Genomic DNA, 24771 nt, shown 5'->3' with positions numbered 1-24771 from the left:
CCCATACTTCGAAAAAGAATAACAAGACCAAATCATAAAACGGTTTTTGAGGGAGGATAGGATGCCGACTTCACGCAGGCAGCTGCTGAAGAGCTCGGCGGCTGCCGCCGCCGCACTCAGCCTCGATTGGACACGGGCCCAGGCGCAAGCCGAAAATTTACGCATCGGCCTGATCTACGACCTCACCGGTCCGTTCGCCGCTGGCGGCTCGGTCGCCTCCTCGGTCGGCGCGCAGATCGCGATCGACCTCGTCAACGAAAAGGGCGGCATCGGCGGCAAGACCAAGATCGTGCCGGTCGCGGCGGACTCGCAGAGCAAGGCGGACGTGGCGATCAACGAAGCCGAGCGGCTGATCAGCCAGGAAAAGATCGACATCATCAACGGGGTCTATTCCAGCGCGCATGCGGTGCCGATGGCCGCGAAGGTCGAGCAGCAGAAGAAGATCCTCTGGATCACGACAGCGGTCTCGACCGCCGTGTTCAAGGACAAGAACCTGCAATACGTGTTTCGCGCGCAGATCCATTCCGACCAGTACGGCCAGGCCTTCGCGGGCTTCGTCGCCGAGCACGCGCAAGGCAAGCTCGGCATGGACCCGAAGGACGTCAAGGTTGCGCTGATCCACGAGGACGGTCCTTATGGCGTCGGCGTCGCGGCGGCCGACGAGGCCTATGCCAAACAGGCGGGCATCCAGGTGGTGATGCGCGAGGGCTATTCGGCTTCCGCGCCCGACCTCTCGGTGCTTGTGACCAAGCTCAAGCGCGCCAAGGTCGATGTGATCTCGCATGCCGGCTACAACCCCGACATCACCCTGTTCCTCCGTCAAGCCCGCGAGAGCGGATTGCGCTTCAAGATGCTGTTCGGGGCGGGCGCCGGCTACAGCCAGCTCGACAAGCTGCGCGCGACCTTCGGCCCCGACATCGACAATTTCTGCAACATCGATCCGGTGCCGGCGCAACTGCTCGATTCCGCCAAGCTTGCGCCTGGAATCGGCGATCTGACCAAGACCATGGTCACGCGCTACCAGGCCAAGACCGGCGCGACCGACGTGCCGCCGCACTGCTCGATGGGTTTCAACCAGACCTGGATTCTGCTCAACAGCGTGCTGCCGGTCGCCAAGGAGAAGTACGGCAGCTTCGAACCCGAGGCCATTCGGAAAGCTGCGCTCGACGTCGACATTCCCGCCGGCGGCACCATCCAGGGCTATGGCGTGAAATTCTTCCCGCCGGGCACGCCGCTCTCCGGCCAGAACGAGCGCTCGACCCCGGTCGTGATGCAGAATGCCGGCGAGCACATCTCGGTGGTGTGGCCGACGAACATCAGGACGCAAGACCCGGTGTTTCCGCTGCCGAAGGGATCGACCTACGGGACGTGAGCCTACGCGCCGCGACGACGGTGCACCCTCTCCCCTTGCGGGAGAGGGTGGCTCGGCGCGAAGCGGTGAGACGGGTGAGTAGGTCGCACCTCCCCAAATAGGCAATCGTTTTACTGTTTGATTGAGGTGACTGTGCCTGTACAGCCAGTCGATGCTCTGAACGTTCCGGTGCCTCGATTGCCCGAAGTAAAGCTGGTACCGGTGACGGTGACCCCATCGTAGATGCCGACGGAGTGGCCGACCCCGTTGGCGTTGATCGTTCCGGTGGCACCCCCGCCACTGACGCTTCCGCCGGAGACGACGACTGTCGACGTGGTGGTGGTACCGCAGCCCACTGCAGTAACGAGCCACACGCCGTCGAACTTGCTAACACCGCTACCACCACCACCGCTTTTCCGGGCGGCTTCGGGCTTGCTGCGTCGTGCGGGCTTCTCAGCCTCCACCGTGCGCGGTGCCTGCCGCAAGCCGGAAAGGGATTTCTCATCATTCGAGATACTCCCGCCTGCACTGCCAGATTGAGCCAACGCAGCGCTCGCCATGCAGGCCCAGATCAGGAGCGAGACGAGTGTATTTCCAAGCGTAGTTTGAGCTGAACTTTCCACAATGATTTAATCCATATCCAGACAGACCGTGCCAATAACGCGACAAAGATTTGCCAGTCATGTCCCCTCGTCAAGCGCTACGATGGGCTGGTGGGGTCCTTGGCACAACGGGGGCGGCTTCAGCCGCGACATCGGCGGCGGCTATTAGGCCCCGCAATCAGTGTCGGACAATGAATTTCGGGGCGAAAGCTTGGTTTTACTGCATCGCCCACTGGTGGCTGAACCGGGACAGGACGGCATCGTCGTCCGCAAGCCCGGAGCAAGCCATGCGAAACCCGAAGTCCTTCACAGTCCTTCAGCCGATCCCCGGCCAGAGCCCGAAGCCGCTGTTCACAGTCTGCGCCTATTCGCTCGATCAGGCTCGCGCCCTTGTCGCGGCAAGGTCGCGGGCGAGACCAGGCGACGCACAGCGCTTCTCATTGACGACACTCGGGAGGCGCTGAAAACGGACGTACCAGGTTCAGCTAGATCGGCGTTGTCACGCCCTACAACACCACCCGCCGTCCCTCCTCCGCCGCCCAGTAGCCCGCGTAGTTCACCTTGATCGTCTCATACGCCAGCGCGAGGTCCGACAGCGGCTGCCGTCCCGTCGCGGCGCATTCCATGAAGTCCTGGATCTCCTGGAGATAGCCGCGCGTCCACTCCTCTTCGAGGCAGACATATTGCCAGCCCGTTTTGCGGTCGACCTTCTCGGTGATGTAGACGGAGGCGAGCTTCTCCTCGGAGGTCTGGTAGCTCATCAGATGAGTGTTCGGCGTGATGTTGGCGAACAGCGAACCGCCTGACGTGTAGGTCTCGATCAGATTGCGGACGCCGCCCATGATCATGTCGCCGGAGAACACGGTGGCCTTGGTGCCGTCCGAAAACGTCGCGGTCAGCGTGCCCCAATCCTCAACGTCAACAGGATTTGCCTTGATGTAGGTACGCTCCTCCGGCTTCAGGACAGCCGTGACATTGCCGACATCGCCGCTGACGCTGGCGACGCGGATGGTCTCGCCGCGCGCCTTGGCCTCGACCTGCTTGAGATACAGCACGGCGGAGAGCGGATGGCAGCCCATCCGGATCAGCGAGCCGCCGCCGGTCATCGCCCATTGCGCGGCGTGGGCCGCGTGCGAGCCGGAATGGCTCTCCTCGCCCTTCATGAACAGGATTTTGTCTTTCGTCGCCTTGATGATCTCCGCGGTCTTGGTCACCGCGGGCGCGTAGATCCAGTCCTCGGCATACATGAAGAGCTTTCCGGTGCGCTCGATCGCGGCGCGCGTGGCGTCCATCTCCTCCAGCACGCGCTCATACATCAGCGCCTTCGGCACATGCTTGCCGATCGGCTGCCGGTCGCCGTCGCGGCCGAAATAGCCGGCGAACGGCTTTTCGCAGATCACGTGCTTGCCGGCCTGCATGGCGGCGACGATCATTTCGGCATGCAGATTGGGCGGCGTGCAGATGTCGATGACGTCAAGCTCGCGGTCCGCGATCAGCTCGGCAAAGCCACGATAGACCCGCGGGATCTGGTGGCGCCCGGCGAATTCGACGACATGGTCGCCGCGCGCAGCGACCGCCGCGACCTCGACATCCACGCCGTAGACGCGCCGGAACGCATACATATGCAGCTCCGACACGAAGCCGCAGCCGACGAGTCCCACCCTGATCCTGGCCATAGCGCCCCCTGACCCATGCTTTGGGCGGCACTATAGCGCGCCGGCGGACCTATTCCACCGAGACCCGCACCACGCCGGCGCTCATCATGCCCAGCGCCTTGGCGGCCGGCACCGAGAGATCGACGATCCGGCCGCGGATGAAGGGGCCGCGATCGTTGACCCGGCATTGAATCGAGCGGCTCCCGTACGACACCCTCAGCACGCTTCCGAAGGGGCGCGTCCGGTGCGCGCAGGTCAGCTCGCCTTTTCCGGCTTTTCCGTATCCGTAATAGGAGGCAAGCCCGCTCTCGGCCTGGGCAAAGGAAACTGCAGAAAGCGAAAAAGTGGCAAGGCAAGAAAATAGCGTGGTCTGCGCTCGCACGGCACCGCTCCCGGTTGGCCCTGCCCCGCGCAGCAACGTTTGTTGGTTCCCGTGGGTTCCTCAGGCGCCGCCGGGTCGCGCCCGGCCGTGCCATCACACATTGTTACTGTTTGTGAAACACGAGCGTCCGAACCTCGATACTTTCGCGCGGTGCCGCATCGGCCGGCGTAGTGGGATCGACGAACGCGGTGTGGGGCCCGAAGCGGGTGCGGCCGTCCGTCGCGGAATCGTAGCACTTGAGCAGCAGCGCTTCGTCCGCCGTCATCTCCGGGAAATAGAACCAGCGATGGTTCGGATTGTATTTCACCGAATAAGTCTCGCCGCGGCGGTTGGGATAGATCAGATCGGAGGCGACGAGATCGTCGGGCGCCACCGTCGTGCCGTCGGCCATCGCGAGCGGCGAATCGCGCAACGGGCCGCGGATCGGCCGCCACAGATTGATCACCTGGACGCGGCCTTTCAGCAGCTCCTCGGCCTCATCGGGCAGATGCTCGCGCACACGGTTGGCGCCCGAGACGGCGGTCTGGTCGACGTGGACGCGTGTTGCCGGCTGACGCGGGCCACCGTCGCGAATATCCGCGGCGCCCTCGACGCGCCTGCGCACGGTATGGTCGAAGATAACGACGCGGTCGGCTTTCAGCGTTGCGCGCAGGAAGCCCTCGACGGCGGGATAGTAGACCGCCCTCACCTCGTCGTCGTTGCTGAAGTCCTTGACCTGGGTTGGATGCCGCACCAGCGCAAAACCTTCGCGGTCGAGCGAGAAATTCTGCGCGATCAGTCGCGCATCGAAGATCGGGACCTGATGCGGCTCCGGCAACGACGTGCTCTTGGGCTCGCCAGGCGGCGGATCGAAGGCGTAGGTACGCGGCTTGCCAGAAACCGGCGCGAGATAGTTGAGTTCGGCGGTGACGAAGGGAAGCGATTCGATTTTTGTTTCTTGCAGGCCCATGGCCGGTCTCCCGATGTGGTCGTCGTTATGATTTTTGCCGGGATGGAGCGCGGCGCAAGGGAGGTCGTGCAAATAGCAACGCGGGTGTTGTCATGAGCGCGGAATGCAGAAGGATCGTTTCGAGGAAAGACCAACGCTCGCCGCACTCCTTCTCCCCTTGCGGGAGAAGGTGGCGCGAAGCGCCGGATGAGGGGTTCTATCGGCTCACTTCAATGTGAGAGACTACTCGCGGAGAGAACCCCTCACCCGTCTCGCCGCTACGCGGCGAGCCGCCCTCTCCCGCAAGGGGAGAGGGGTAAGCGTCGCGTCCGGGACACCCGGGTGCCCTACAGCCCTGCCTTCGCAATCGCATCCGAGAACGAGCGATCTACGACCTCGGCCGCATCGAGCTTCTGCTTGATAAGGCCCCAGCGAAAATAGAGATCGACCGTGCTCTGCTCGTCCGCGACCACGCCGTCATCGATCGGCGCGATCCGGATTTTTGCGCGCGACAGCCAGTTTTGCGGCACGGCGGTCGGGATGTTCATCAGCCTGCCCCAGGTCGCGGCATAGCTGTCGACATTGTTCAGCGACCACGCCCGCGCCGCGGTGAGGCGCCGGATGAAGTCGGTCAGCTCCGCGCGCTTGTCGCGGATGGCATCGGGCCGCGCCACCTGAAAGCTCAGCCCCGGCGTCAGGCCCTCTGAGGTGATGACGCGGCGCGACTTGAACAACACCTCCTCCTGGCTAACATAAGGCTCCCAGGTCGACCACGCGTCGACGGAGCCTTGCGTGTAGGCGATCTTGGCATCGGACGGCGCCAGGAACGCAATCTGCACGTCGGCCGCAGCCCAACCGTTCTTCTCGAGCGCGGCAAGGATCAGCTGATGCCCGATCGAGCCACGGCCGGTCGCGATCTTCTTGCCGCGCAAATCCGCAAAGCTCTTGATCGGAGAATTCTCGGGCACGAGGATGGCAAGCCCCTCGCGCGTCTGCCGGATCGCGGCGATCGCCTTCACCGGCGCGCCTGAGGCGGCGGCGAAGGTGAAGGGTGCGTCACCGACGAGTCCGGTCTCGATCGCGCCGGCGCTGAGCGCTTCCAGCAGCGGCGCGGCCGCGGGAAATTCCTTCCACTCGATCTTGTACGGCACGTCCTTGAGCACGCCCGCCGCTTCCATCACGGCCTGCGAATTGCCCTTCTGGTCGCCGACGCGCAAGGTGGATTGCGCCGCCGCCAGTTCGAACGATCCGAACAGCAGCGCGCCAGCCAGCATGAAACGAATCATTCCGCCGCCTCGCCGCGAACGGTCTGGCGCTTGGCGATCAGCTCGCGCGTCAACGGGATCAGCTCGCGGCCGTATTCGATGGCGTCGATCAGGGGATCGAAGCCCCGGATCAGGAAATGGCTGACGCCGAGGTCGTAATAGTCGCCGAAGACCTCGGCGACCTGCTCGGGCGTGCCGACCAGCGCGGTGGTGTTGCTGTTGGCGCCGGTGAGCTTTGCGATCTCGGTCCACAGCCGCTTGTCGATGCGGCTGCCCTGGTCGGCGAGCGAGAGCAGGCGCCGCGCGCCGGCGGTGGCATGGCCGTCAGCGGGCTTGCGATAGCCGGTCTTGTCCTGGAGCGCGGTGGCGCGCGCAAGAATCTCTTCCGCCTTGTCCCAGGCCTGCTTCTCGGTCGGGGCGATGATCGGCCGCACCGAGAGGCTGAATCGCGGCGTCGGACGGCCCTGCCTGACGGCCGCATTGTGAACGCGCGCGGTGACGTCCCGCACCTGCGCGTAGGATTCGCCCCACAGCGCAAAGGTGTCGGCATGTTTGCCCGCGACGTCGATCGCAGCGTCGGAGCCACCGCCGACGAAGGTGTAGATGCCGGCCTTCTGCAGCGGCTTCACCTGCGAAAAACCATTCTCGACATTGTAGTACTTGCCGCTGTAGTTGAACGGCTTCTCGCTGGTCCATTCCAGCTTCACCACGTCGAGAAACTCGCTGGTGCGGGCGTAACGCTCGTCCTTGTCGTCGAGCGTGTTGCCGTCCTGTCTGAGCTCGGCTGCATTGCCGCCCGTGATGACGTGCAGCGAGACGCGGCCTCCATAGAGCTGGTCAAGCGTCGCCAGCTGCCGCGCGAGCAGCGTCGGCGCGGTAAAGCCCGGCCGCTGCGCGATCATCACTTTTAACGACTTGGTGATGGTCAGCACATGCTGGGCGACCTGGAGCGCATCCGGCGTGGTCGAATGGAACGCCAGCAGCGCGCGGTCGAAACCCGCGAGCTCATGCGCCTTCGCCACGGTCTCGATATAAACCGGATCGAGCACCGGACCCTGACGCACGATGGTCTCGGACGCATTACTGTTGGCGATAAAGCCGATGAACTCGATCGACATGATGTTCTCCCTGAATGTTTGGCGGCAGGCTAGAGGCCCAATGCGGCACGGCCGAGGCCGGTGCGCGTGGAATCGTCCTGCGGCGTGTGCACGCGACCGCACAGGACGTCGCGATAGTGCCGCTCCAGCGGATTGGCGCGGGACAGGCCGTGATTGCCGGTCAGCGACAAGGCATCCTCGACCGCGGCGACGGCGTTGTTGGTCACGGTCAGTTTGATGACGTTGGACTCGGTCGCCGAAAGCGCGACACCGTCGTCGAAATCATCGGCGAAAGATGCGATCAGCCGCGCATTGACGATGAGCCGCGTTTCGATCCCACCAAGGATCTCCTGCGCCCGCGGCAAGGTCGCAAGCGGCGCTCCCAGGCTGGCCGGCACGCGCTGCTTCAGGAACCCGACCAGCCAGTCGCGTGCAGCCCGCGCAACGCCGTCATAGATCGCGGCGACAAAGATCGTGTGGACGGTCGCCTGCGCGACATCAGGGGCGCGCCAGTCCGCCGGCTTGCGCACGTCGATCTCGGCATCGAGAGGAATCACAACGTCGTCGAAGATGACGTCGTGGCTGCCGCTGGCCCGCAGGCCGTGGTGATCCCAGGTCTCGACGATACGCGTGCCCGGCAGGCCCGCTGGCACCAGGAACTGTCCGACACGCGGCTCGGCTTCGTCCGTGCGCGCCCAGACCAGATACCATTTCAGGATCGGCGATCCCGTCGAATAGATCTTGTGCCCCGAGAGCCGCCAGCCGGTCTCGGTCCGGCGTGCAATGGTCGCGGGCAGGCCGCCGCGCGCAGGCGAACCCAGTTCGGGCTCGACGCGGAGTGCGTTGACGAGCGCAAGGTCTTCGACACTCTCGCGCGCGAGCTTGCGCGACAGCCGCGCCGGCCAGGTCGGGCTCCGTGCCATCACCAGATGGTTGATGTAGTGCATCGACAGCACCAGCGCGGTCGACGGATCGGCCTTGCCGATGATGCCGAGGACGCGTGCGGCGTATCGTGCGCCGGCCCCGGCGCCGCCATGGGCGGCAGGCACCGTCAGCGACAGCAGGCCTGCCTCGGACAGCTCGCGAAAATTCTCGAACGGGAAGCTTCCGGTGCGATCGTACTCGGCCGCACGGGCAGCGAAAGCCTCGGCCAGCGCTTCGGCACGTGCGATGTAGTCGGGTTCGTGATGCGCCGCGCGCCCCTTGGCGATCGGAGTTACCATGTGGCGTCCAATCCGAGCAGGCCAAGAATCTGGCGGCGCAAATCGGCCAGATACGGATCACCGCGATGGCGCGGATAGGGCCGGTCGACACGGATATCGGCCTTCACGCGCGCCGGGCGGTCGCTGAACACGATGACGCGGTTGGCGAGCACCAGCGCCTCCTCGGCGTCATGCGTCACCAGCAGCGTGGTAAAGCCCTTGCGCTGCCACAGCGAGACCAGCTCGGCTTGCATGGTGATGCGGGTCAACGAATCGAGCTTGCCCAGCGGCTCGTCGAGGATGAGGATTTTCGGATCGTTGACCAGCGCGCGGGCCAGTGCGACGCGTTGCGCCATGCCGCCCGAGAGCTGGTGCGGATAGGCATTGCGGAAGGACGATAGCCCCACGAGATCGAGGGCGGCATCGACGCGGTGACGCTGGCTCTTCAAGATGCCCTGCGCCTCCAGCCCGAGCGCGACATTGTCCCAGACTGTGCGCCAGGGAAACAAGGTCGGATCCTGGAACACGACAACGCGCGACGGGTGCGGTCTCGTGATGCGCGCCTCGTCCTCGCGCAGCGTTCCGGACCGGGGCTTGTCGAGGCCTGCGACGAGGCGCAGCAGCGTGGACTTGCCGCAGCCGGAGGGACCGAGCAGCGCAACGAACTCGCCCGGCTCGACGGAGATGCTGACGTCGCTGAGCACCGGCAGCTCGGCGCCGTCGATGTCGAAGGCGTGGCTGACCTGCTCGATGTCGAGCGCGGCGCCCGCGGCCGAGTGAGCGTCGATTTCAGCCAGTGCAGTTGCGGCTACCATTTCACGGTCCCCTTCTGCCAGACCAGCAGGCGATCGCGGATCGCAAACAGCAGCGTGATCGCGCCGGAGCAGAGCAATGACATCACGATCAGCGCCGCATACATATTGGCGTAGGCGGCCCAGCCCTGCGCCCATTGCAGGTACCAGCCGAGGCCGGCCTTGACACCGATCATCTCGGCGACGACGAGCACGGCAAAGGACGAGCCGAGCCCCATGAACAGGCCGACGAAAACGTGCGGCAAGGCCGCGGGGATTGCGACCTTCAGCACCAGGAAGGACGGCTTTGCCCCCAGCGTCCGCGCGACGTCATAGTAGGCGTTGCTCACGCTCGCGACACCCGACCAGGTCAACACGGTGACCGGGAACCCCGTTGCCAGCGCGATCAGAAAGGTCGACGCGCTCCAGCTTGACGGGAACGTGAAGAAGGCGATCGGCAGCCACGCGGTCGCCGGCAGCGGGCCGATGAAGCGCAGCACCGGGTGCACCCAATAGCCGACCGCGCGCGACCAGCCGATCGAGACGCCGGTCAGGAAGCCGACCGTCGCGCCGATCAGATAACCGCCGAGCTGGAGCTTGACCGAGGCGAACACGCTGTCGAGCAGTTTCGGCAGATCGTCGGTGTAGACCTCGATGATCGACTGCGGCGGCGGGAAGAACGGCAATGGCAGCCAGGCGAATTTCGCCGTCGCGACTTCCCACAGGGTCAGGACGACGCCGAGCACGACGAGCCACGGCGCGCGCTGGCGCAAGGCCCGGCCCGTCGAACCGAGGTAATCGGCGCCGACCGTCCCGAACAGCGCGATCGCTGCGATGACAAGTGCGGCAATGCCGAGCGAATGGGTCCGCGACCAGTCGCCGACGTCCTCCCACCACAGGCAGGACAGCCCGAAGGCAATCCACGCCACGCTGGCGAGAATGCCGACACCGGAGTCCCGGACCCAGCTCGTCAGCCACGGTGCGCGCGAGAGGCGCGGCGCGCCGGAGGCAAGGCCGTCAGACAGCGAATACGTCGACATAGATGCGCTCCGCAAATCTGGCCGTATCCGTGCTCTGCTTGAATACCTGCACGCTCTTGAGATCGTCGGCATAAGCCTTGAGCTCGCGCTTCAGGACTTCGCCGACGGGGTGATGGTGATGGGTGTGGTAGCGCACCATACCCTCGATATCCGTGAGCGACGCCGTCTTCGGCGCGTAAGGCTGGAACGATTTCGCCGTCACGGACGGATTTTGCGCAGTGAACATCGCGGCATCGAGCAGCGCCTGCGTCAGGGCGCGCGCGACCTGCGGCTCCTCGCGCACCAGGCTGCCGCGCAGGCCAAGGATACAGCAGCTCTTGTCGCGATATTCGCCATCGAGATTGGAGGCGACCTCCTTGTACAGGCTGTCCTTGAGCCAGAGATAACCCAGCGGGTCGGACGACAAGAAGGCCTGCACCTCGCCCTTCTCGACGGCGACGTTGAGAAGGTTGCCGGGATAGGCGCGCCAGTCGACATCCTTGTTCGGATCGATACCGAGCTTGGCGAGCTGAATGGAGAAGAAATTCTTGTCGGGGCCGCCGAGATCGCCGACCGCGACGATCTTGCCCTTGAGATCGGCAAGCTTGCTCACGCTGGAATCGGCGCGCGTCAGCACCCGCATGCAGCCACCATGGGTGCCGGCGGCAATCTTGACGTCAAAGCCCTGCTCCAGCGGCTTCAGCCAGCGGAGCGCCATGCCGAGCCCGGCATCGCTCTTGCCGGTCGCAATGGCCTCGAGCAGTTGGTCGGTCGAACCGGAATAATTGATGAGTTCGATGTCGAGATTGTGCTTCTGGAAGAAGCCGTGCTCGATGGCGACCGGCACCGGGGCGAGACAGACCGCGCCGGCGTTCCAGGACAGCTTGAGCTTGCGCGGCGCGCCGGTGAGCGCGGGCACATCCGACGCCGTCCGGCACAGCGGAAACTCCGAGAGATCGACGCCGGGCGCGATGGCCCGCGGCGCAAAGGCCTGTGCCGCACCGAAGGCACCGAGCGGCGCAACGAATGCCGCAGCTAATCCCGCCTGGAGCAAATGGCGCCGGTCGAGCCTGGATCCGTCGCGCTTGTCGTCGTCGTTCATCCGTCTCCACTCCTGCGCTGGCACGGCTCCGCCATCGGCACAACGGCTTGCGTTGCGCCTGTTCCGTGCGGAGCTGCGTCGAGAGAAATTCTTTTCGCCGGCGCCTGCTCGGTGCCTTGATGCGATGCGCAAATCATGCGGCCCGTTCGCCGTATCGTCAATGAAATGGAATTTCGAATGTGGCACGAAGCGAAGTCATTCTCTCCATCTGTGCGTGCAAGGACGATGAAAGGATTTCCGCCGATGCATCGGTTGGCGGAGACCGGCGCGACTCCCTCTGCTGCTTCATTTTTGCGCAGCTTCGGCCGTACATCCCGCACGTTCTCGAAATCAGAGCTTCGCTGAAATGTCCTTGCTGGTCGCGCGCGCAATACGGTTAGCCATTTCATTGACCGCGCATCGCGCGATCATAGACTTGATCGTCTCGCTGCATCGTTCGCTCACGCGTCGTGGGCAAAGCAACAAGACAGGCCACATGAGCATCAACTCCCCTCGATCATTCCATCACGCGCCGGCTCGCAGCATCGCTGCTTGCCGCCGCCATCACCCTGTCGACGGCCGCCGCCTCGTTCGCGGCCGACGCAATCGTGCTGCGCGTCGGCGACCAGAAGGGCGGCAACCGTTCGCTGCTCGAGATCTCGGGCTACGCCAAGGATCTGCCCTACAAGATCGAGTGGTCGGAATTCCCCGCGGCAGCTCCAATCCTGGAGGCGCTCAACGCCGGCGCGCTCGACGTCGGCTACACCGGCGACCTTTCATTCCTTTCGGTCTACGCGGCCGGCGCGCCGATCAAGGCGATCGGCGGCACCAGGTCGGATGCGAAGACGCAAGCCATTCTCGTGCGCCAGGATTCGCCGATCAAATCAGCGGCCGACCTCAAGGGAAAACGCCTCGCCGGCACGCGCGGCGGCTGGGGCCAGTTCCTGATCGACGCCACGCTGGAGAAGGCCGACATCAAGCTGGAGGACGCGACGTTCGCGCCGCTGGGCCCGGTCGACGCCAAGATCGCGCTGGTCGCGGGCTCGATCGACGCCTGGGCGGTGTGGGAGCCCTACGTCTCCTTCGCGACGCTCAAGGACAAAGCCCGCGTGATCGCCAACGGTGAAGGCCTGACGCCGACCATCACCTTCATCGTCGCCTCCGACAGCGCCATCGCCACCAAGCGCGCGGCGGTGCAGGACCTCGTGCAGCGGCTAAACAAGGCGCGACTGTGGTCGCTGGATCATCTCGGCGAATATGCCAAGAGCACGGCCGAACTGACCAAGCTACCGGAGGACGTGCTGTTCTCGGCCTACACCGCGCAGCGCACCAGCCCGATTCCGATTGATGAGAACGTCGTGAAGGAGGTGCAGGAAGCCTCGGACCGCTCGACGCGCTACGGCATCCTGCCGAACAAGCTCGACGTGAGCAAAGCCGTCGACCGCAGCTTCACCGCTGTGGCCGCGGGATCGAACTAGAGCAGAGTCGGCGGGATGCGCGCGCTTCGTCTCAAGGCGGGCCCGCTGCATCTCGCCGCGATCGTGCTCGCGCATTTGGCCTGCATGGGCCTGATCGTGTGGCTATCGCTTTAGACGCCAGCCAGGGCCGCCGTTCGCCGGCCCGGCCTTAAGGAAAAGATCAGGACAACATAAGGAGCCCATAAGGACTTACGAGCCGCCGCTGGCCTAGCATCGACCGTGTGATCGCGTCGGTAACAGGATGCCTCATCCCACGGCTTGTCCAGGCAATCACAACTCGCTCTCGGGTTGCCGATCCCGACTGGACGGGCTTACAGTGATCCGCCCTGCGGCCGTCGACGCTTGCAATGGGAAGGCGACCTTCGGGCTGGAGATCATCAGCGCCATGTCAGCCGATCAGTATCTTCGTTACGACCCGTCCGTCGAACACATCCGGCCGGAGGAAGCGGCGGCCGTCGAGGCGATCGTTGCTTCGATTTCGCGAACGAGCGATCGCACTTTTCACAAAGACAAGCACGGGACCCGACAGCAGCACGCCAAGGGCGCCGGCTATCTCCGGGGCGAGCTGATCGTCTACGACGATTTGCGGGATCATCTGCGCCAGGGCCTGTTCAAGCAGGCTGGCCACTTCCCGATCATCGTCCGCCTCTCCACCGCATTCAACAGGAGCGATCGCGTACGCTCGCCACGGGGATTTGCCATCAAGGTCCTGGGCGTGACTGGGGCTAAGGCGCTCGGCGACGACGATACGACGAACCAGGATCTCCTGCTCGTCAATCACCCCAGCTATTTCGCGGATGCGATGGCCTATATGCGCGCACAGCAAAAGGTCGAGCACACCCTGTTCCTGCCTGATCTGGCGTACGGACCCATAGGCTTTTTGGCGCGCGTCCTGGTCGCCGCATCGGACAGAACAGGCATTCCGATCCCGATCGTCTTGAAAGCGCTCGGTGATGCCGGCAGCAATATCCTCGGAGAAACCTTTCATACGGAGGGAGCATTGCGGTTTGGCGATTATATCGCAAGGCTTCGCCTAGTACCGATCTCGGCGTCGGTTCGCCAACTCACCGGCCAGCCCTGCCACGATGCCGATGATGCCGTGCTGAACAGCGTCGTTGCGTTCTTCAAGGACAATGCGGCCGAGTACGAACTGTTTGCCCAGCTCTGCACCGACCTGGAGCGAACACCGATCGAAGATGCCTCGATCGACTGGCCCGAAGACGTCGCGCCGCCGCAAGCACTCGGCAAGATCACGCTTCCGCGCCAGACCGCCGACAGCCCCGCGCGTCGCGTCTATTCCGACGAGGTGCTTTCGTTCGACCCATGGCGATGTCTCGCCGCGCATCAGCCGCTCGGCTCGATCATGCGGTTGCGCAGGGATGCCTACCGTGCCTCCCGCACGCGGCGGCAGCAGCAAAATCAATTCAAGGTCAAGCAACGGCCCGGCGAACCACGGGAGATCGCGGACCTGCCGGATTAAACTGGTCACCGTCCCTCATGATTGGACCCGTTGTCCCGGCCTGCGTCGAAAAATGACGCCGATCGCAGCGGATCGCCGGGATCAAGCGTCTCTGCCAGCGATGCGATCACCTGGCTGGAGCGGTCCCGCCACTTGGCAGCCCTTTGCGCTTGTCCGAGGCTCTCATAGAGCACCGCGGTCGTGCGATAAACCCGCCAGCTGGCATGCGGCAGCCTGGCATGGCGGAGGATCGAAATGGCCGTCGACAAATGCTCGCCGGCGACTTGCATATCCTGCTTCAGGATCGCAATTCTCGCCATAGCCTCGTAGCACAGCGCGAGAAACGGCCGGTCGGGTGCCGCGCTCGTCACCTCGTGAAACTGGCTGGCCCATGTTTGCGCGCGGTCCAGATCGCCGGTCGCGATCCAATAGTCGCAGCAGGTCAGCAGATAATGGGGGATGACCAGCGACTCCATCGGCACCCGGTCGACCTCCATCCGCCGCTCCATCGCATCGAGATGCTGCCGCGCCCGAGGCAGGTCGCCCATCCGGACATAAGCTCGTGCCAGCAGGTTCCTGCCGACGAAGAAGGTGAACGGATTGGCCTCGATCATCGGGCCGAGCGCATCCTCCGCGCGCCGTGACGCGCTGCCATATTCCTCCGCCTCGGAATACAGCCATCCGATCGTGAGATGACACAGCGCGACGGCCTGCGGATTTGCATTCCGCTCCGAGATAGCCAACGCGGAGACGACGTTTCGTTGCGCTCGTCCCCATTCACCGAGATAAATCTGGGCAAAGGCCTCGACCGATTCATAGAGCACGAACAGATAGACGTCACCGACCAGGCGGGCGAGCTCCTTTCCCCTGGTCGTCGCATCGCAGCAGGCCGGATAATTCGCGCGCAGGAACTCCAGCACCATCTCCATCGAGCAGCGCCGCAGCCGCATGCTCAGATCCTGCTCCCCTGTGATCAGTGCTGACGCACGCTCGGCAAGGTCGGCATTCTCGCGATCCCAGCCGCGGAGCATCAGCTTCAAATTGGCAACGTTGCCCTGGACCAGAGCGCTGAACGCCGCGTCGTCGATCGCCCGGCTCTTGACAAGCGCCTGTTCCGCAACAGGCAGGCTCTGGCGGCGATCGACGTAGAGACAAAATCTGCTGAGATCGACCAGCGCGTTCACCTCTTCGCGCACGTGCCCGTTCTCCGCCGCGTGCGCGACGACCGCGCTGAGATCCTGCAGCGAATTCAGGAAATCTCCACTGGCCCGCCAGGCCCAGGCGCGCTGAAGCAGCAACTTCAGACGTGTCGTCACTCGAAACTCCGGCGGCAGATGCGGCACCAGGTCCAAAGCGCGGGACAGGTAATTGGCGGCCTCGCGCGTGCTGAACCTTCGCGCCGAGCCCTCGGCCGCCGCGCCCAGATAATGCATCGCTTTCGGGAAATCGCGGCCCAGTTCGAAGTGGCGCGCGACAACGGCGGCGAGCTCCACAGCCTGCGGCCCGTAGCCCTGCTCGATCCCCGCCCCAAGCAGCGCATGGGTTTTCGTGCGGCGCGCCGGCGCGAGCCGCTGGTAGAGGATCTCCTGGTAAAGCGCGTGCTGGAACGCATAGCGACCGGAGACGCCTCCGTTCGGCCACTCGGTCATGCCGGCAACGACGATGACGCGATCGGTCCGCGCCAGGTCCTCGCACATCTGCTCGACATCCAGCACGGGACGGTCCAGCGCACCGGCGATATGGAGCGCCGAAAACTCCGCTCCCGCCGCACTGGCGACCTCGAGCAGGCAGCGCTCGTCCGCGGTGAGGTGATCGATCTGCTGCTTGATCATTCCTTCCAGATCGCGCGGCATGCTGTCCTGCGAGGCCGCGTCTTCACTGACCAGCCGCCAGCCCAATTCGTGCTCGACCAGCGCGCCTTGGGCCACGAGATGATCGAGCAGAGACGACACGAATAGAGGATGCCCGCCGGTTCGCGCGAAGATGCGCTCGACCAGCTCTCTGGCGAAATCGGCCGAGTTGAAGCGCAGGGACAGATAGCGTTCGACGTCGGTGCCGGTCAGTCGATCGAGCGCGAGCTCGGTGGCGTGTCCGTGAATCCGCAAGTCCTGGTGAACCGCACGGATAGGATGTCCGCCGACGGCGACTTCCATCGGCCGATACGTGGCCAGCACGAGGATAGAAGCCCTCCGATCCCGCCGCGCCAGCCGGGAGAGCACATCCACGGTGGCAAAGTCGCTCCAATGCAGATCTTCCAGGATGATCACCCATGGTCGCGTGACGGCGAGATGTTCCATGAGATCGGCAAATTCGCGCAGCATGCGCTCCCGGGTTGCGCCAAAGACCTCGTGCTGGAATGCGGCCCGGTCTGCGTCGCCGAGGAAACCGGGCATTTGCGCGAGCCAGGTCGGGGCGTGCTCGCGGATCGAAGTCAGCAGCGATGCTCCATCGGTTCGACGGCAGCACTCGTTCAGCGCGCCGATCAGCGGAAGAAAGGCCTCATGGGTGCCGAACAATTCGTTGCAGCTACAATGCAGCACGCCCAGTCCCTGCTGGTTCATCCTCTCGAGCGTCATTTGCAAGAGGGTGGTCTTGCCGATCCCGGCCTCGCCGGTGATGAAGACGACCTGACGCTGTCCGGTACGGGCGAGTTGCAACGCCTTGTCCAGCGTATCGAGTGCCCCAGTGCGCCCGACCCTCCAGTGCCGGCGTCGATCGACGGCCTGCTCCGTGGCGGACGCCGCCTCCTGTTCGCGCGCTCGCTCGATCGCAGGCAATTCGACGGTCGCGACCGCCGCAATGAAGCGATAGCCGCGCCGCGTGACTGTCTCGATGTAATTGGGGGACTGCCTGTCGTCGCCGAGCACCGAGCGTAGCGCGTTCACGGCAACGGCGAGGCTCGACTCGCTGACGTGCAGATCGGACCAGACCGCGTCGAGCAACTCTTCCTTGGTAACGAGCTCACCGGGCCGACCGACAAGATGGCAAAGAACCTCGAACGGCTTCGGCGCCAGCGCGATCCGCTCCCCGCCTCGCCACAATAGCGCGTTGGCACGGTCGAGGCGGAATTCACCAAAGGCAAGCGCGTCTGTACGCACGGCTCCGACCCCCGGATGCTCCCCCACCTTAAGGGAAAGCTCAGCCAAATGTAAGGACACGATAAAGACCTGCGCCCTGCGCCGGCACTAGCATTGGCCTGTCCATTTCAGAGACGCCGGCAAGGCGTCGGACGGCCTTTTCATCACACTGTCATTTCAGTCGACAGGCAGTCGATGCCTGAATTTTGGCAAGGAGTTGGCCATGAGCATTTTAAGACATTTGGCGATCCCGCCTCTCGCTTTTGCCATTCGCCATTACGACGTCAGGGTGATATTGGGCATCACCGTCCTCAGCCGCGTCTTCCTCCTCGCAATCTACCTTGCGTGCGGCGGCCCGGGCCTGTCCGAGTTCGATCTCGCCAACACCATCGCGCTGCCATGAGCTCGGGACCGCTGGAATGGTGCATCGAGATCGCGATCATCGTCGCGATCTGCATCGGGATTGTCGCGGGCGGGCATGGCCGGCTCGTCGTGCCGCATCACCGGGTTCAACGCGCGCAAGCCGATCGGGCCGCTTGCCTGCAGCGGCCCACAAACCTCTTCGGCATCGTGGCGCTGCGGCGAGGCGGTCCGCCCGTTTGATCGATCACCAATATCCGCGGTGATAGGCCCGGTACGGCCGGTAGTAGCCGTAGCGCGGACCGTAATATGGACGATAGGCGCGATAGCCGTAATAGCGGGGACGCGCGTAGTAGCCGCCATAACCGTAACCCGGTCCATAGCCACCATAATAGGCAGGAGCATAGCCGTAAGCCGGCCCCGGGTATCCGTAGCCGCCATAATAAGGCCCGCCGCCATAGTAGCCGTAGCCGTAAGGCGAGCTGCTGGCGATGGCGCTACCGATGATCGCACCGGCTGCGAGGCCGCCAATGCCCCATCCAAAACCTCGGCCGCGCCAATACACCTGCGTGACATCATCGCCGGCCGCGGCCTTCATGGTCGCGACATTCGTGGGCATCGGGCCCGCAGCGGCCGGCTCGATTTGGCCGGCCATGACCGCGCCGGCCAGCGAACAGGCAATTGCCGTTTTCCAGATCCTCATCGTCTTACTCCCTGTCTGACGTTTCGCTTGGACATGGACGCAGCCCATGATCGGGCATCCTGGCGCAAGGTCAAAGCCAGAAATTCGGCCTCGAGTTTGCGTGCACCGCACAAGACGCATGCCTCCATTCTGATCAACCGGTACCCGACGGGCTCGACGACCTCGCCGCGTGTGACACCGGCAGGACGGTGCCTGGGGCCCGATCACCGCGGCAAAGCATTAAGCTTCCGGCGCATTCGCAACCAACAACCACCTTCCCGATTGACTATTCGTGCCGTTACTATCGGTTCCAATGTGCGCGGCCGGGAGGCTTCTCGCGAGCGCCAGAGTTGTGGGAGAATGACATGAGTGCCGCGAGACCCGAGCCGCTTGCCCGTCAGGCGCTGGCGTTCGTCCTGGCCGGCGGACGCGGCAGCCGGCTGCTGGAGCTGACCGACCGGCGCGCCAAGCCTGCGGTCTATTTCGGCGGAAAATCCCGCATCATCGATTTCGCGCTGTCGAACGCGGTGAACTCGGGCATCCGTCGCATCGCGGTCGCCACCCAGTACAAGGCGCACAGCCTGATCCGGCACCTTCAGATGGGCTGGAACTTCTTCCGTCCCGAGCGCAACGAGAGCTTCGACATCCTCCCGGCAAGCCAGCGCGTCTCCGAAAACATGTGGTATGTCGGCACGGCCGATGCAGTCTACCAGAACATCGACATCATCGAATCCCACGCCTGCCGCTTCATCGTGGTTCTCGCCGGCGACCACATCTATAAAATGGATTACGAGGTGATGCTGCGGCAGCATGTCGAGAGCGGCGCCGACGTCACCGTCGGCTGCCTGGAGATGCCGCGGACAGAATCCTCGGGCTTCGGCATCATGCATATCGACGAGAACGGCTGGATCAAAGAGTTCCTTGAAAAGCCGAAAGATCCGCCGCCGATGCCCGGCAAGCCGGACGTCTCGCTCGCCAGCATGGGCATCTACGTGTTCGACGCGAAATTCCTGTTCGATGAGCTCAAGCGCGACGCCGAGGATCCGAATTCCAACCACGATTTCGGCAAGGACATCATCCCCTACCTCGTCAAGAACGGCCGCGCCATGGCGCACCAGTACTCGACCTCCTGCGTCCGCTCCGGCAGCGACCCGCGCGCCTATTGGCGCGATGTCGGCACGGTCGACGCCTATTGGGCCGCCAATATCGACCTCACCGACGTGGTCCCCGAGCTCGATTTGTTCGACAGCGCCTGGCCGATCTGGTCCTATTCGGAAATCACGCCACCGGCAAAATTCGTCCACGACGAGGAGAGCCGACGCGGCCAGGCCGTGAGCTCGCTGGTCTCGGGCGGCTGCATCATTTCCGGCGCCTCGCTGCGGCGCTCGCTGCTGTTCACCGGCGTGCGCGTCAACTCCTATGCTCAGGTCGAGAACGCCGTGATCATGCCGTACGTGAACATCGGCCGCGGCGCGCGTTTGAAGAACGTCGTGATCGATCGCGGCGTCGAGATCCCGGAAGGGCTCGTCGTCGGCGAGGATCCCGAGTTGGACGCAAAGCGCTTCCGCACCACCGAGCAGGGCATTTCGCTCATCACCCAGCCGATGCTCGACAGGCTCAATACATGACGCCTGTTCGCGTCCTCGCGGTCGCCTCTGAGGTCTATCCCATCGTCAAGACCGGCGGCCTCGCCGATGTCGCGGGCGCGCTGCCGATCGCGCTGAAGGCGCATGGCGTCGAGATGCGCACGTTGATGCCGGGCTATCCCGACGTGATGCGGATGCTGGGGGGAGCCGACGAAATCCGGCGCTGGCCGGATTATTTCGGCGGACCCGGCCGTTTGCTCGCCGGCTCGCATGACGGCCTCGATCTGTTCGTGCTCGACGTGCCGCATCTCTACGCACGGCCTGGCAACCCCTACGTGACGGCCGAAGGTGTCGACTGGGCGGACAATGGCATGCGGTTCGCCGCGCTCTCGCGCATCGCGGCCGACATCGGCCACGGCCTCGTTCCCGCCTTCGTGCCCGACGTGGTGCATGCCCATGACTGGCAGGCCGGGCTCGCGCCGGCCTATCTGCACTACGATAACCGGCCGCGGCCCGCCACCGTGATGACCATCCACAACATGGCCTATCAGGGCAAGTTCGCGCCCGAGCTGATCAGTTCGATCGGCCTGCCGTGGCGCGCTTACGGCGTCAACGACCTCGAATATTTCGGCGGCATCAGTTTTTTGAAGGCCGGCCTGCAATTCGCCGATCGCATCACCACGGTCTCGCCGACCTATGCGCAGGAGATCCAGAGCGACGAGGGCGGCATGGGGTTCGGCGGCTTGCTGCGCGCCCGCGCGCACGTGCTGAGCGGAATCCTCAACGGCATCGATGTCTCCGTTTGGAATCCGCAAGAAGATCCGCACATCGCCTACCGCTTCGGCGCGGAGGACCTCACGTTCCGGGCCGCGAACAAGGCGGTGCTGCAGCAACAGTTCAATCTGGATTCCTCGGACGAAGCGCCATTGCTCGGCGTCATCAGCCGCCTGTCCTGGCAGAAGGGGCTCGATCTCCTGCTCGAAGCCGTTCCGACCATTTTGCGCGAAGGCATGCAGCTCGCGCTGCTCGGCAGCGGCGACCGCGATCTGCAGGATCGCTATCAGGCCGTTGCGCGCGCGAACCCCGGCCGCATCGGCGTCGTGATCGGCTATGACGAGATCATGGCGCATCTGATCCAGGCCGGCTCGGACGCGCTCATCGTGCCATCACGGTTCGAGCCGTGCGGCCTGACCCAGCTCTGCGCGCTGCGCTACGGCGCCGTGCCCATCGTCTCGCGGGTCGGCGGCCTCGAGGATACCATCGTCGATATCGGCGAGGCCGATAAATCGGGCCACGATGCCACCGGCTTCAAGTTCGCACCCGTCACCGCGGATGCCCTCGCCGGCACGCTGCGCAAGGCCAACATCGCCTTTCACGACAAGCTGACCTGGCGCCGCCTGCAACTGAGCGGCCTTGCGACCGACGTGTCCTGGCGCAACCGCGCCGGTGACTATGCCGCGCTCTATCGCAGCCTCATCACCGCGCGCGGCTGAGGCCCGACATCGTCGAATCAATGCTATAGAGCCGCCATGGACCCGTTCTTGATCAAGCTGATCGGCTTTGCCGCCGCGACCTGCACCACCGTGGCCTACGCGCCGCAAGCCATCAAAGTGTGGAAGACCCGCTCCACCGGCGATATTTCGCTCGGCATGTTCCTGGTCATGGTGCTGGGCCTAGCGCTCTGGCTCGTCTACGGCCTGCTGTCGGGCGATGCGCCCCTCGTCGCCGCAAACGCCATCACCATCGTGCTCGCCGGCGGCATCCTGTTCATGAAGCTGAAATACGGGTGAGCCACTCTTCTTCACCTCTCCTCGCTTGCGAGAAGAGGAGAAGATCACCCCCCGAACACATACGAGGCCATCGCGACATTCGCGACCTCGTCGACGAATACGCGCTGGCCCGCGTCGCTGCCGGCGGCGCCGGCGGCCACCATCAGCGGCAGCAGATGATCTTCGCGCGGATGGGCCAGGCGCGCGCTCGGTGCGTTCTCCCAGTCAACCAGCATCGCGTTGCGGCGCGCTGCGTCCTTGTGGCTAATCGCCTCGTTCAGATACGCCTCGAAATCATACGAGACCGGCTTCGACTCCGCGCGGCCGAACCCGCGCATGTTGTGATAGGTGAGCCCGCTGCCGACGATCAGAATGCCTTCGTCCCGCAGCGAGGCAATCGCCTGCCCGACCTTGATGTGCTCGGCCGGATCGTAACTCGATCTCAGCGACAGCAGCACGATGGGCATGTCGGCGTTCGGATACATCAGCCCGAGCGGCACGAAGGTGCCGTGATCGAAGCCCTGGTTGGGATCCTCCCGGCAATCGACGCTCGCGCGAATGAGCAGCGCCTTCACCTCCGCGGCGAGCTCGGGCCGCCCCGGCGCCGGATATTTGAGGTGATAGGTGTGCTCGGGGAAACCGTGATAATCGTACACCATCGGCGGATGCGCCGAGGTCGACACGGTGAAGGCGTCAGCCTCCCAATGTCCTGTGATGACGAGCACGGCCTTGGGCTTCCCCGGCAAGAGCTCCGGCAGCCGGCCGAACGCCTCGGCGGTCTTCGCATATTGCACCCGCCTGTCTTCCATGAACGGCCAGGGACCGCCGCCATGTGACAGGAAGAAAGTCGGAAGTCGCACCATCGGCGAAGGCTCGTTTCATTGCCAACATGCGCGTGCGAGCTGCCCGCGCGATCGGCCGCGAGCATAGGCAAACCCGTATGGTTAGCAAGACGTTAACGATTTGCCGCCCAGAATCCCCGGCGTAGCCGAAGGAGTCGGCCAGCAGCCAGGGACGTGAAATGAAGAAGTTTGCGTTGGGGGACGTCGTCAACAGTGACAAGGGCCGCCGCGGCGTCGTTCGCGCCGCCTACAAGTCGAAGGAAGGCCAGCAGTTCTACGCCGTCGAGAAAGACGGCGCGATGGATTATCTGGAGGAAGACCGGCTGAGCCCGGCGCCGCGTGTCGAGCTCGCGGCTTAAGTCCAACTCAACATGCCCTAACGCCCGAACCGGTCCAGGCGCTCCGACCAGGAGTCGTCTCCGCTCGCGATGCGATCGTTCGTGATCAGCAGCAGGCGATCGCTGCCTGCGGCCGCATCCCAACGCGGCAGGTCCGCACCGTTGGGATCGCCGCTCTTGGCAAAATTGATCCAGTAGGCGCGCATGCGGTGTGCGACCTCGCGATCGCCTCGTGACAGGATACCTGCACCGGGCATGCCTTCCACGCCGAAGATGAACTGCAATTCCCGCCCGTGACCGCCCTCGGGGTTTGCGCGCCGTGCCTCCGGCACATAGGCGAAGCGATAGCGAAAGGTCGGCGCACCGCTGGCGGCATGCAGGCGCGCCAGCAGTCTCACCGGCTCGGAGAAGACCTTGTCGGTGTAGAACCTTGCCGCGCGGCTGGAAGGTTTGGCGAGGTCGGGATAGAGCCTGCGCAGCTCATCGCTGGTGGCGCCTGACGACGCCAGCTCTTCCCGAATATCCAGCTCGCCGTCGAAACCGGTCTCGTCGTCGTTCGAGCCGATGATCAGGGGAATGCGGCTCTCATGTCCGGCGGCGAAGCCTGCGGCGACCTCCTCGCTCACCGGACGTCCATCGATCGTCGGCCCGAAGCTGCGCGGCGATTTTTCCAGCAGATGCTTTTCGACGGCAAGCAGGCGTCGCGGGTCGGCGGTGCGCAAATCGGCCTGTCGCCCCAGCGCCGCCATGAATTGCCACCCCACAATCTCGGCCTCTTGTGCCGAACGCAGGCGCGCACGGCCGGGAATCGATTGCAGAATGGCTTTCTGGAAGAGATCACGCGATTGCTCAGACAGCATCAGCAGCGCGATCGAGGTCGCGCCTGCGCCACTGCCGAACAAGGTGACGTTGGTGGGATCGCCGCCGAAGGCCGCGATGTTATCATGCACCCAATGCAGCGCCGCGATCTGGTCCATCAGGCCGTAATTGCCGGAACCGTCTTCCGACAGCGCGGGATCGGTGAGCCAGCCGAGCACGCCGAGGCGAAAATTCACGGTCACCGCGATGAGACCGGCTTGCGCGAGCCTGGCACCATCGAACAGCGGATCATTCGCAGTGCCGCTGACGAAAGCGCCGTCGTGGATGAACAGCATCACCGGCAGCGGGCCATCGACGCCGAACGGACGGAACACGTTCAGCGTGAGGCAATCCTCGCTCGATCCCGGCAGCGACGGCTGAAGACACGGCGCGCCATACGCATAGGCGGTGCGCATCTCCGAACTCTCTGGTGCAGCCTGCGGCGGACGCCAGCGCAGCGGCCCGATCGGCGCGGCCGCATAGGCCAGCCCCTTGAACGAGGCTACCTCGCCTTCGACGGCGCCGAGCATCTGTCCTTCGCGCGTCAGCGCAAACGGAAACTGGCCAACCGGCTGGGCCGCGGCCGAGCCGGCGCAACAGAGGACGAGAGACGTCGCAAAAAGCGCGAACACGGACCGCATCTTCGGAGCATCTCGATGCGCGGAAGGATTTGAGCAGGTTATGTCCGTGGCCTGCTGCGAGGCAAGCGCCGCGGCCGCGCCTAGCTCCGCTTGGCGGCAAGCTCCGCCAGTGCGTGGCGTGCGATGATGCCGAGCTCACCGAGCGTGGTGTGACCGGATCGCGCCGCCTCGATCAGCCGCTCGGCGATGAACCTGCGGCTGTCGTGATCGCCGCCGTGCGGCAGTTGGCGGCACGTCTCCTCCAGGACGACGTCCATGTTCGCTTTGGTCCGCTCACTCAACTCTGTCATGACGCCCGTCGGCACGCG

24 protein-coding genes are annotated in these 24771 nt (G+C 64.4%); 9 read left to right on the top strand and 15 right to left on the bottom strand.

The window, feature by feature from the left end; genetic code table 11:
* Positions 1-61 precede the first annotated feature (61 nt).
* Positions 62-1372: an ABC transporter substrate-binding protein gene (locus tag IVB41_RS32340; protein WP_027570849.1), complete on the top strand. Its 1311-nt coding sequence runs from the start codon at positions 62-64 to the stop codon at positions 1370-1372.
* Between the two features lie 110 nt (positions 1373-1482).
* On the opposite strand, the gene IVB41_RS32335 is transcribed toward IVB41_RS32340, so the two are convergent.
* From IVB41_RS32335 to IVB41_RS32290, 10 genes are all read right to left on the bottom strand, one after another.
* Complete coding sequence (locus IVB41_RS32335; RefSeq protein WP_247438519.1) at positions 1483-1974, bottom strand: hypothetical protein; 492 nt, start codon at positions 1972-1974, stop codon at positions 1483-1485.
* Between the two features lie 485 nt (positions 1975-2459).
* Positions 2460-3629, bottom strand: coding sequence for a Gfo/Idh/MocA family protein (locus tag IVB41_RS32330; protein WP_247438517.1), 1170 nt, complete (start codon positions 3627-3629; stop codon positions 2460-2462).
* A 49-nt stretch (positions 3630-3678) separates the two neighbouring features.
* Positions 3679-3990 (bottom strand): septal ring lytic transglycosylase RlpA family protein, encoded by a 312-nt coding sequence (locus IVB41_RS32325; RefSeq protein ID WP_007601095.1) that lies wholly within the window; start codon positions 3988-3990, stop codon positions 3679-3681.
* Positions 3991-4093: 103 nt separating this feature from the next.
* Entirely contained in the window at positions 4094-4939 is an 846-nt protein-coding gene (locus IVB41_RS32320) for a CmcJ/NvfI family oxidoreductase (RefSeq protein ID WP_247438515.1), read from the bottom strand.
* A 326-nt stretch (positions 4940-5265) separates the two neighbouring features.
* The gene (locus tag IVB41_RS32315) at positions 5266-6204 is read right to left on the bottom strand and encodes an ABC transporter substrate-binding protein (RefSeq protein ID WP_247438513.1); all 939 of its coding nucleotides are present in this window, start codon (positions 6202-6204) and stop codon (positions 5266-5268) included.
* A complete protein-coding gene (locus IVB41_RS32310) occupies positions 6201-7301 on the bottom strand; it encodes an LLM class flavin-dependent oxidoreductase (RefSeq protein ID WP_247438511.1) in 1101 nt (366 codons plus the stop codon). Before IVB41_RS32310 ends, IVB41_RS32315 begins: the two co-directional genes overlap by 4 nt.
* A gap of 29 nt (positions 7302-7330) precedes the next feature.
* The gene (locus IVB41_RS32305; RefSeq protein ID WP_247438509.1) at positions 7331-8503 is read right to left on the bottom strand and encodes an acyl-CoA dehydrogenase family protein; all 1173 of its coding nucleotides are present in this window, start codon (positions 8501-8503) and stop codon (positions 7331-7333) included.
* Complete coding sequence (locus IVB41_RS32300; protein ID WP_027570842.1) at positions 8497-9297, bottom strand: ABC transporter ATP-binding protein; 801 nt, start codon at positions 9295-9297, stop codon at positions 8497-8499. Before IVB41_RS32300 ends, IVB41_RS32305 begins: the two co-directional genes overlap by 7 nt.
* Positions 9291-10313: an ABC transporter permease gene (locus IVB41_RS32295; RefSeq protein ID WP_247288122.1), complete on the bottom strand. Its 1023-nt coding sequence runs from the start codon at positions 10311-10313 to the stop codon at positions 9291-9293. Before IVB41_RS32295 ends, IVB41_RS32300 begins: the two co-directional genes overlap by 7 nt.
* Positions 10291-11394, bottom strand: coding sequence for an ABC transporter substrate-binding protein (locus IVB41_RS32290; protein ID WP_247438507.1), 1104 nt, complete (start codon positions 11392-11394; stop codon positions 10291-10293). The genes IVB41_RS32295 and IVB41_RS32290 overlap by 23 nt, the downstream gene beginning before the upstream one ends.
* A gap of 527 nt (positions 11395-11921) precedes the next feature.
* Between IVB41_RS32290 and IVB41_RS32285 the strand changes: the two genes are divergently transcribed.
* Both IVB41_RS32285 and IVB41_RS32280 read left to right on the top strand, forming a co-directional pair.
* The gene (locus tag IVB41_RS32285) at positions 11922-12851 is read left to right on the top strand and encodes an ABC transporter substrate-binding protein (RefSeq protein ID WP_407062514.1); all 930 of its coding nucleotides are present in this window, start codon (positions 11922-11924) and stop codon (positions 12849-12851) included.
* A 385-nt stretch (positions 12852-13236) separates the two neighbouring features.
* Positions 13237-14331: a catalase family protein gene (locus tag IVB41_RS32280; RefSeq protein ID WP_247438501.1), complete on the top strand. Its 1095-nt coding sequence runs from the start codon at positions 13237-13239 to the stop codon at positions 14329-14331.
* Between the two features lie 5 nt (positions 14332-14336).
* Here the strand turns inward: IVB41_RS32280 and IVB41_RS32275 are convergent, their stop codons facing one another.
* Positions 14337-17408: an AAA family ATPase gene (locus IVB41_RS32275; RefSeq protein WP_247438499.1), complete on the bottom strand. Its 3072-nt coding sequence runs from the start codon at positions 17406-17408 to the stop codon at positions 14337-14339.
* Between the two features lie 202 nt (positions 17409-17610).
* Between IVB41_RS32275 and IVB41_RS32270 the strand changes: the two genes are divergently transcribed.
* Both IVB41_RS32270 and IVB41_RS32265 read left to right on the top strand, forming a co-directional pair.
* Entirely contained in the window at positions 17611-17790 is a 180-nt protein-coding gene (locus IVB41_RS32270) for a hypothetical protein (protein ID WP_027570836.1), read from the top strand.
* Positions 17787-17990, top strand: a complete 204-nt coding sequence (locus tag IVB41_RS32265; RefSeq protein WP_027570835.1) for a hypothetical protein — start codon at positions 17787-17789, stop codon at positions 17988-17990. Before IVB41_RS32270 ends, IVB41_RS32265 begins: the two co-directional genes overlap by 4 nt.
* 4 nt (positions 17991-17994) lie before the next feature.
* Here IVB41_RS32265 and IVB41_RS32260 read toward each other — a convergent pair whose 3' ends face one another.
* A complete protein-coding gene (locus IVB41_RS32260) occupies positions 17995-18450 on the bottom strand; it encodes a hypothetical protein (RefSeq protein ID WP_027570834.1) in 456 nt (151 codons plus the stop codon).
* 344 nt (positions 18451-18794) lie between these two features.
* Between IVB41_RS32260 and glgC the strand changes: the two genes are divergently transcribed.
* The 3 genes from glgC to IVB41_RS32245 are packed head-to-tail and all read left to right on the top strand — an operon-like array spanning position 18795 to position 21805.
* The gene (glgC, locus tag IVB41_RS32255; protein ID WP_247438497.1) at positions 18795-20057 is read left to right on the top strand and encodes a glucose-1-phosphate adenylyltransferase; all 1263 of its coding nucleotides are present in this window, start codon (positions 18795-18797) and stop codon (positions 20055-20057) included.
* Positions 20054-21508, top strand: a complete 1455-nt coding sequence (gene glgA, locus IVB41_RS32250; protein WP_247438495.1) for a glycogen synthase GlgA — start codon at positions 20054-20056, stop codon at positions 21506-21508. Before glgC ends, glgA begins: the two co-directional genes overlap by 4 nt.
* 36 nt (positions 21509-21544) lie before the next feature.
* Positions 21545-21805, top strand: a complete 261-nt coding sequence (locus tag IVB41_RS32245; protein WP_007601071.1) for a SemiSWEET transporter — start codon at positions 21545-21547, stop codon at positions 21803-21805.
* 44 nt (positions 21806-21849) lie between these two features.
* Here IVB41_RS32245 and IVB41_RS32240 read toward each other — a convergent pair whose 3' ends face one another.
* Positions 21850-22647: a class III extradiol ring-cleavage dioxygenase gene (locus IVB41_RS32240; protein ID WP_247438493.1), complete on the bottom strand. Its 798-nt coding sequence runs from the start codon at positions 22645-22647 to the stop codon at positions 21850-21852.
* A gap of 158 nt (positions 22648-22805) precedes the next feature.
* On the opposite strand from IVB41_RS32240, the gene IVB41_RS32235 reads away from it, so the two are divergent.
* Entirely contained in the window at positions 22806-22985 is a 180-nt protein-coding gene (locus IVB41_RS32235; protein ID WP_007601069.1) for a hypothetical protein, read from the top strand.
* Positions 22986-23002: 17 nt separating this feature from the next.
* Here the strand turns inward: IVB41_RS32235 and IVB41_RS32230 are convergent, their stop codons facing one another.
* Both IVB41_RS32230 and IVB41_RS32225 read right to left on the bottom strand, forming a co-directional pair.
* Complete coding sequence (locus tag IVB41_RS32230; protein WP_247438491.1) at positions 23003-24463, bottom strand: carboxylesterase/lipase family protein; 1461 nt, start codon at positions 24461-24463, stop codon at positions 23003-23005.
* A gap of 80 nt (positions 24464-24543) precedes the next feature.
* Positions 24544-24753 (bottom strand): hypothetical protein, encoded by a 210-nt coding sequence (locus tag IVB41_RS32225; RefSeq protein WP_027519501.1) that lies wholly within the window; start codon positions 24751-24753, stop codon positions 24544-24546.
* Positions 24754-24771 lie beyond the last annotated feature (18 nt).

It is taken from the genome of Bradyrhizobium sp. 44 (genome assembly GCF_023073095.1).
In the GTDB taxonomy this organism is placed as follows: Bacteria; Pseudomonadota; Alphaproteobacteria; order Rhizobiales; family Xanthobacteraceae; genus Bradyrhizobium.
The sequence above is the reverse complement of the archived record's forward strand: the minus strand, read 5'-3'. Positions and strand labels throughout refer to the sequence as shown.

Coding starts and splice junctions, on each gene's coding strand:
- IVB41_RS32340 (WP_027570849.1), top strand. CDS start 62: ATGCCGACTTCACGCAGGCAGCTGCTGAAGAGCTCGGCGGCTGCCGCC.
- IVB41_RS32330 (WP_247438517.1), bottom strand. CDS start 3,629: ATGGCCAGGATCAGGGTGGGACTCGTCGGCTGCGGCTTCGTGTCGGAG.
- IVB41_RS32320 (WP_247438515.1), bottom strand. CDS start 4,939: ATGGGCCTGCAAGAAACAAAAATCGAATCGCTTCCCTTCGTCACCGCC.
- IVB41_RS32315 (WP_247438513.1), bottom strand. CDS start 6,204: ATGATTCGTTTCATGCTGGCTGGCGCGCTGCTGTTCGGATCGTTCGAA.
- IVB41_RS32310 (WP_247438511.1), bottom strand. CDS start 7,301: ATGTCGATCGAGTTCATCGGCTTTATCGCCAACAGTAATGCGTCCGAG.
- IVB41_RS32305 (WP_247438509.1), bottom strand. CDS start 8,503: ATGGTAACTCCGATCGCCAAGGGGCGCGCGGCGCATCACGAACCCGAC.
- IVB41_RS32300 (WP_027570842.1), bottom strand. CDS start 9,297: ATGGTAGCCGCAACTGCACTGGCTGAAATCGACGCTCACTCGGCCGCG.
- IVB41_RS32295 (WP_247288122.1), bottom strand. CDS start 10,313: ATGTCGACGTATTCGCTGTCTGACGGCCTTGCCTCCGGCGCGCCGCGC.
- IVB41_RS32290 (WP_247438507.1), bottom strand. CDS start 11,394: ATGAACGACGACGACAAGCGCGACGGATCCAGGCTCGACCGGCGCCAT.
- IVB41_RS32280 (WP_247438501.1), top strand. CDS start 13,237: ATGTCAGCCGATCAGTATCTTCGTTACGACCCGTCCGTCGAACACATC.
- IVB41_RS32270 (WP_027570836.1), top strand. CDS start 17,611: ATGAGCATTTTAAGACATTTGGCGATCCCGCCTCTCGCTTTTGCCATT.
- IVB41_RS32265 (WP_027570835.1), top strand. CDS start 17,787: ATGAGCTCGGGACCGCTGGAATGGTGCATCGAGATCGCGATCATCGTC.
- IVB41_RS32260 (WP_027570834.1), bottom strand. CDS start 18,450: ATGAGGATCTGGAAAACGGCAATTGCCTGTTCGCTGGCCGGCGCGGTC.
- glgC (WP_247438497.1), top strand. CDS start 18,795: ATGAGTGCCGCGAGACCCGAGCCGCTTGCCCGTCAGGCGCTGGCGTTC.
- glgA (WP_247438495.1), top strand. CDS start 20,054: ATGACGCCTGTTCGCGTCCTCGCGGTCGCCTCTGAGGTCTATCCCATC.
- IVB41_RS32245 (WP_007601071.1), top strand. CDS start 21,545: ATGGACCCGTTCTTGATCAAGCTGATCGGCTTTGCCGCCGCGACCTGC.
- IVB41_RS32240 (WP_247438493.1), bottom strand. CDS start 22,647: ATGGTGCGACTTCCGACTTTCTTCCTGTCACATGGCGGCGGTCCCTGG.
- IVB41_RS32235 (WP_007601069.1), top strand. CDS start 22,806: ATGAAGAAGTTTGCGTTGGGGGACGTCGTCAACAGTGACAAGGGCCGC.
- IVB41_RS32230 (WP_247438491.1), bottom strand. CDS start 24,463: ATGCGGTCCGTGTTCGCGCTTTTTGCGACGTCTCTCGTCCTCTGTTGC.
- IVB41_RS32225 (WP_027519501.1), bottom strand. CDS start 24,753: ATGACAGAGTTGAGTGAGCGGACCAAAGCGAACATGGACGTCGTCCTG.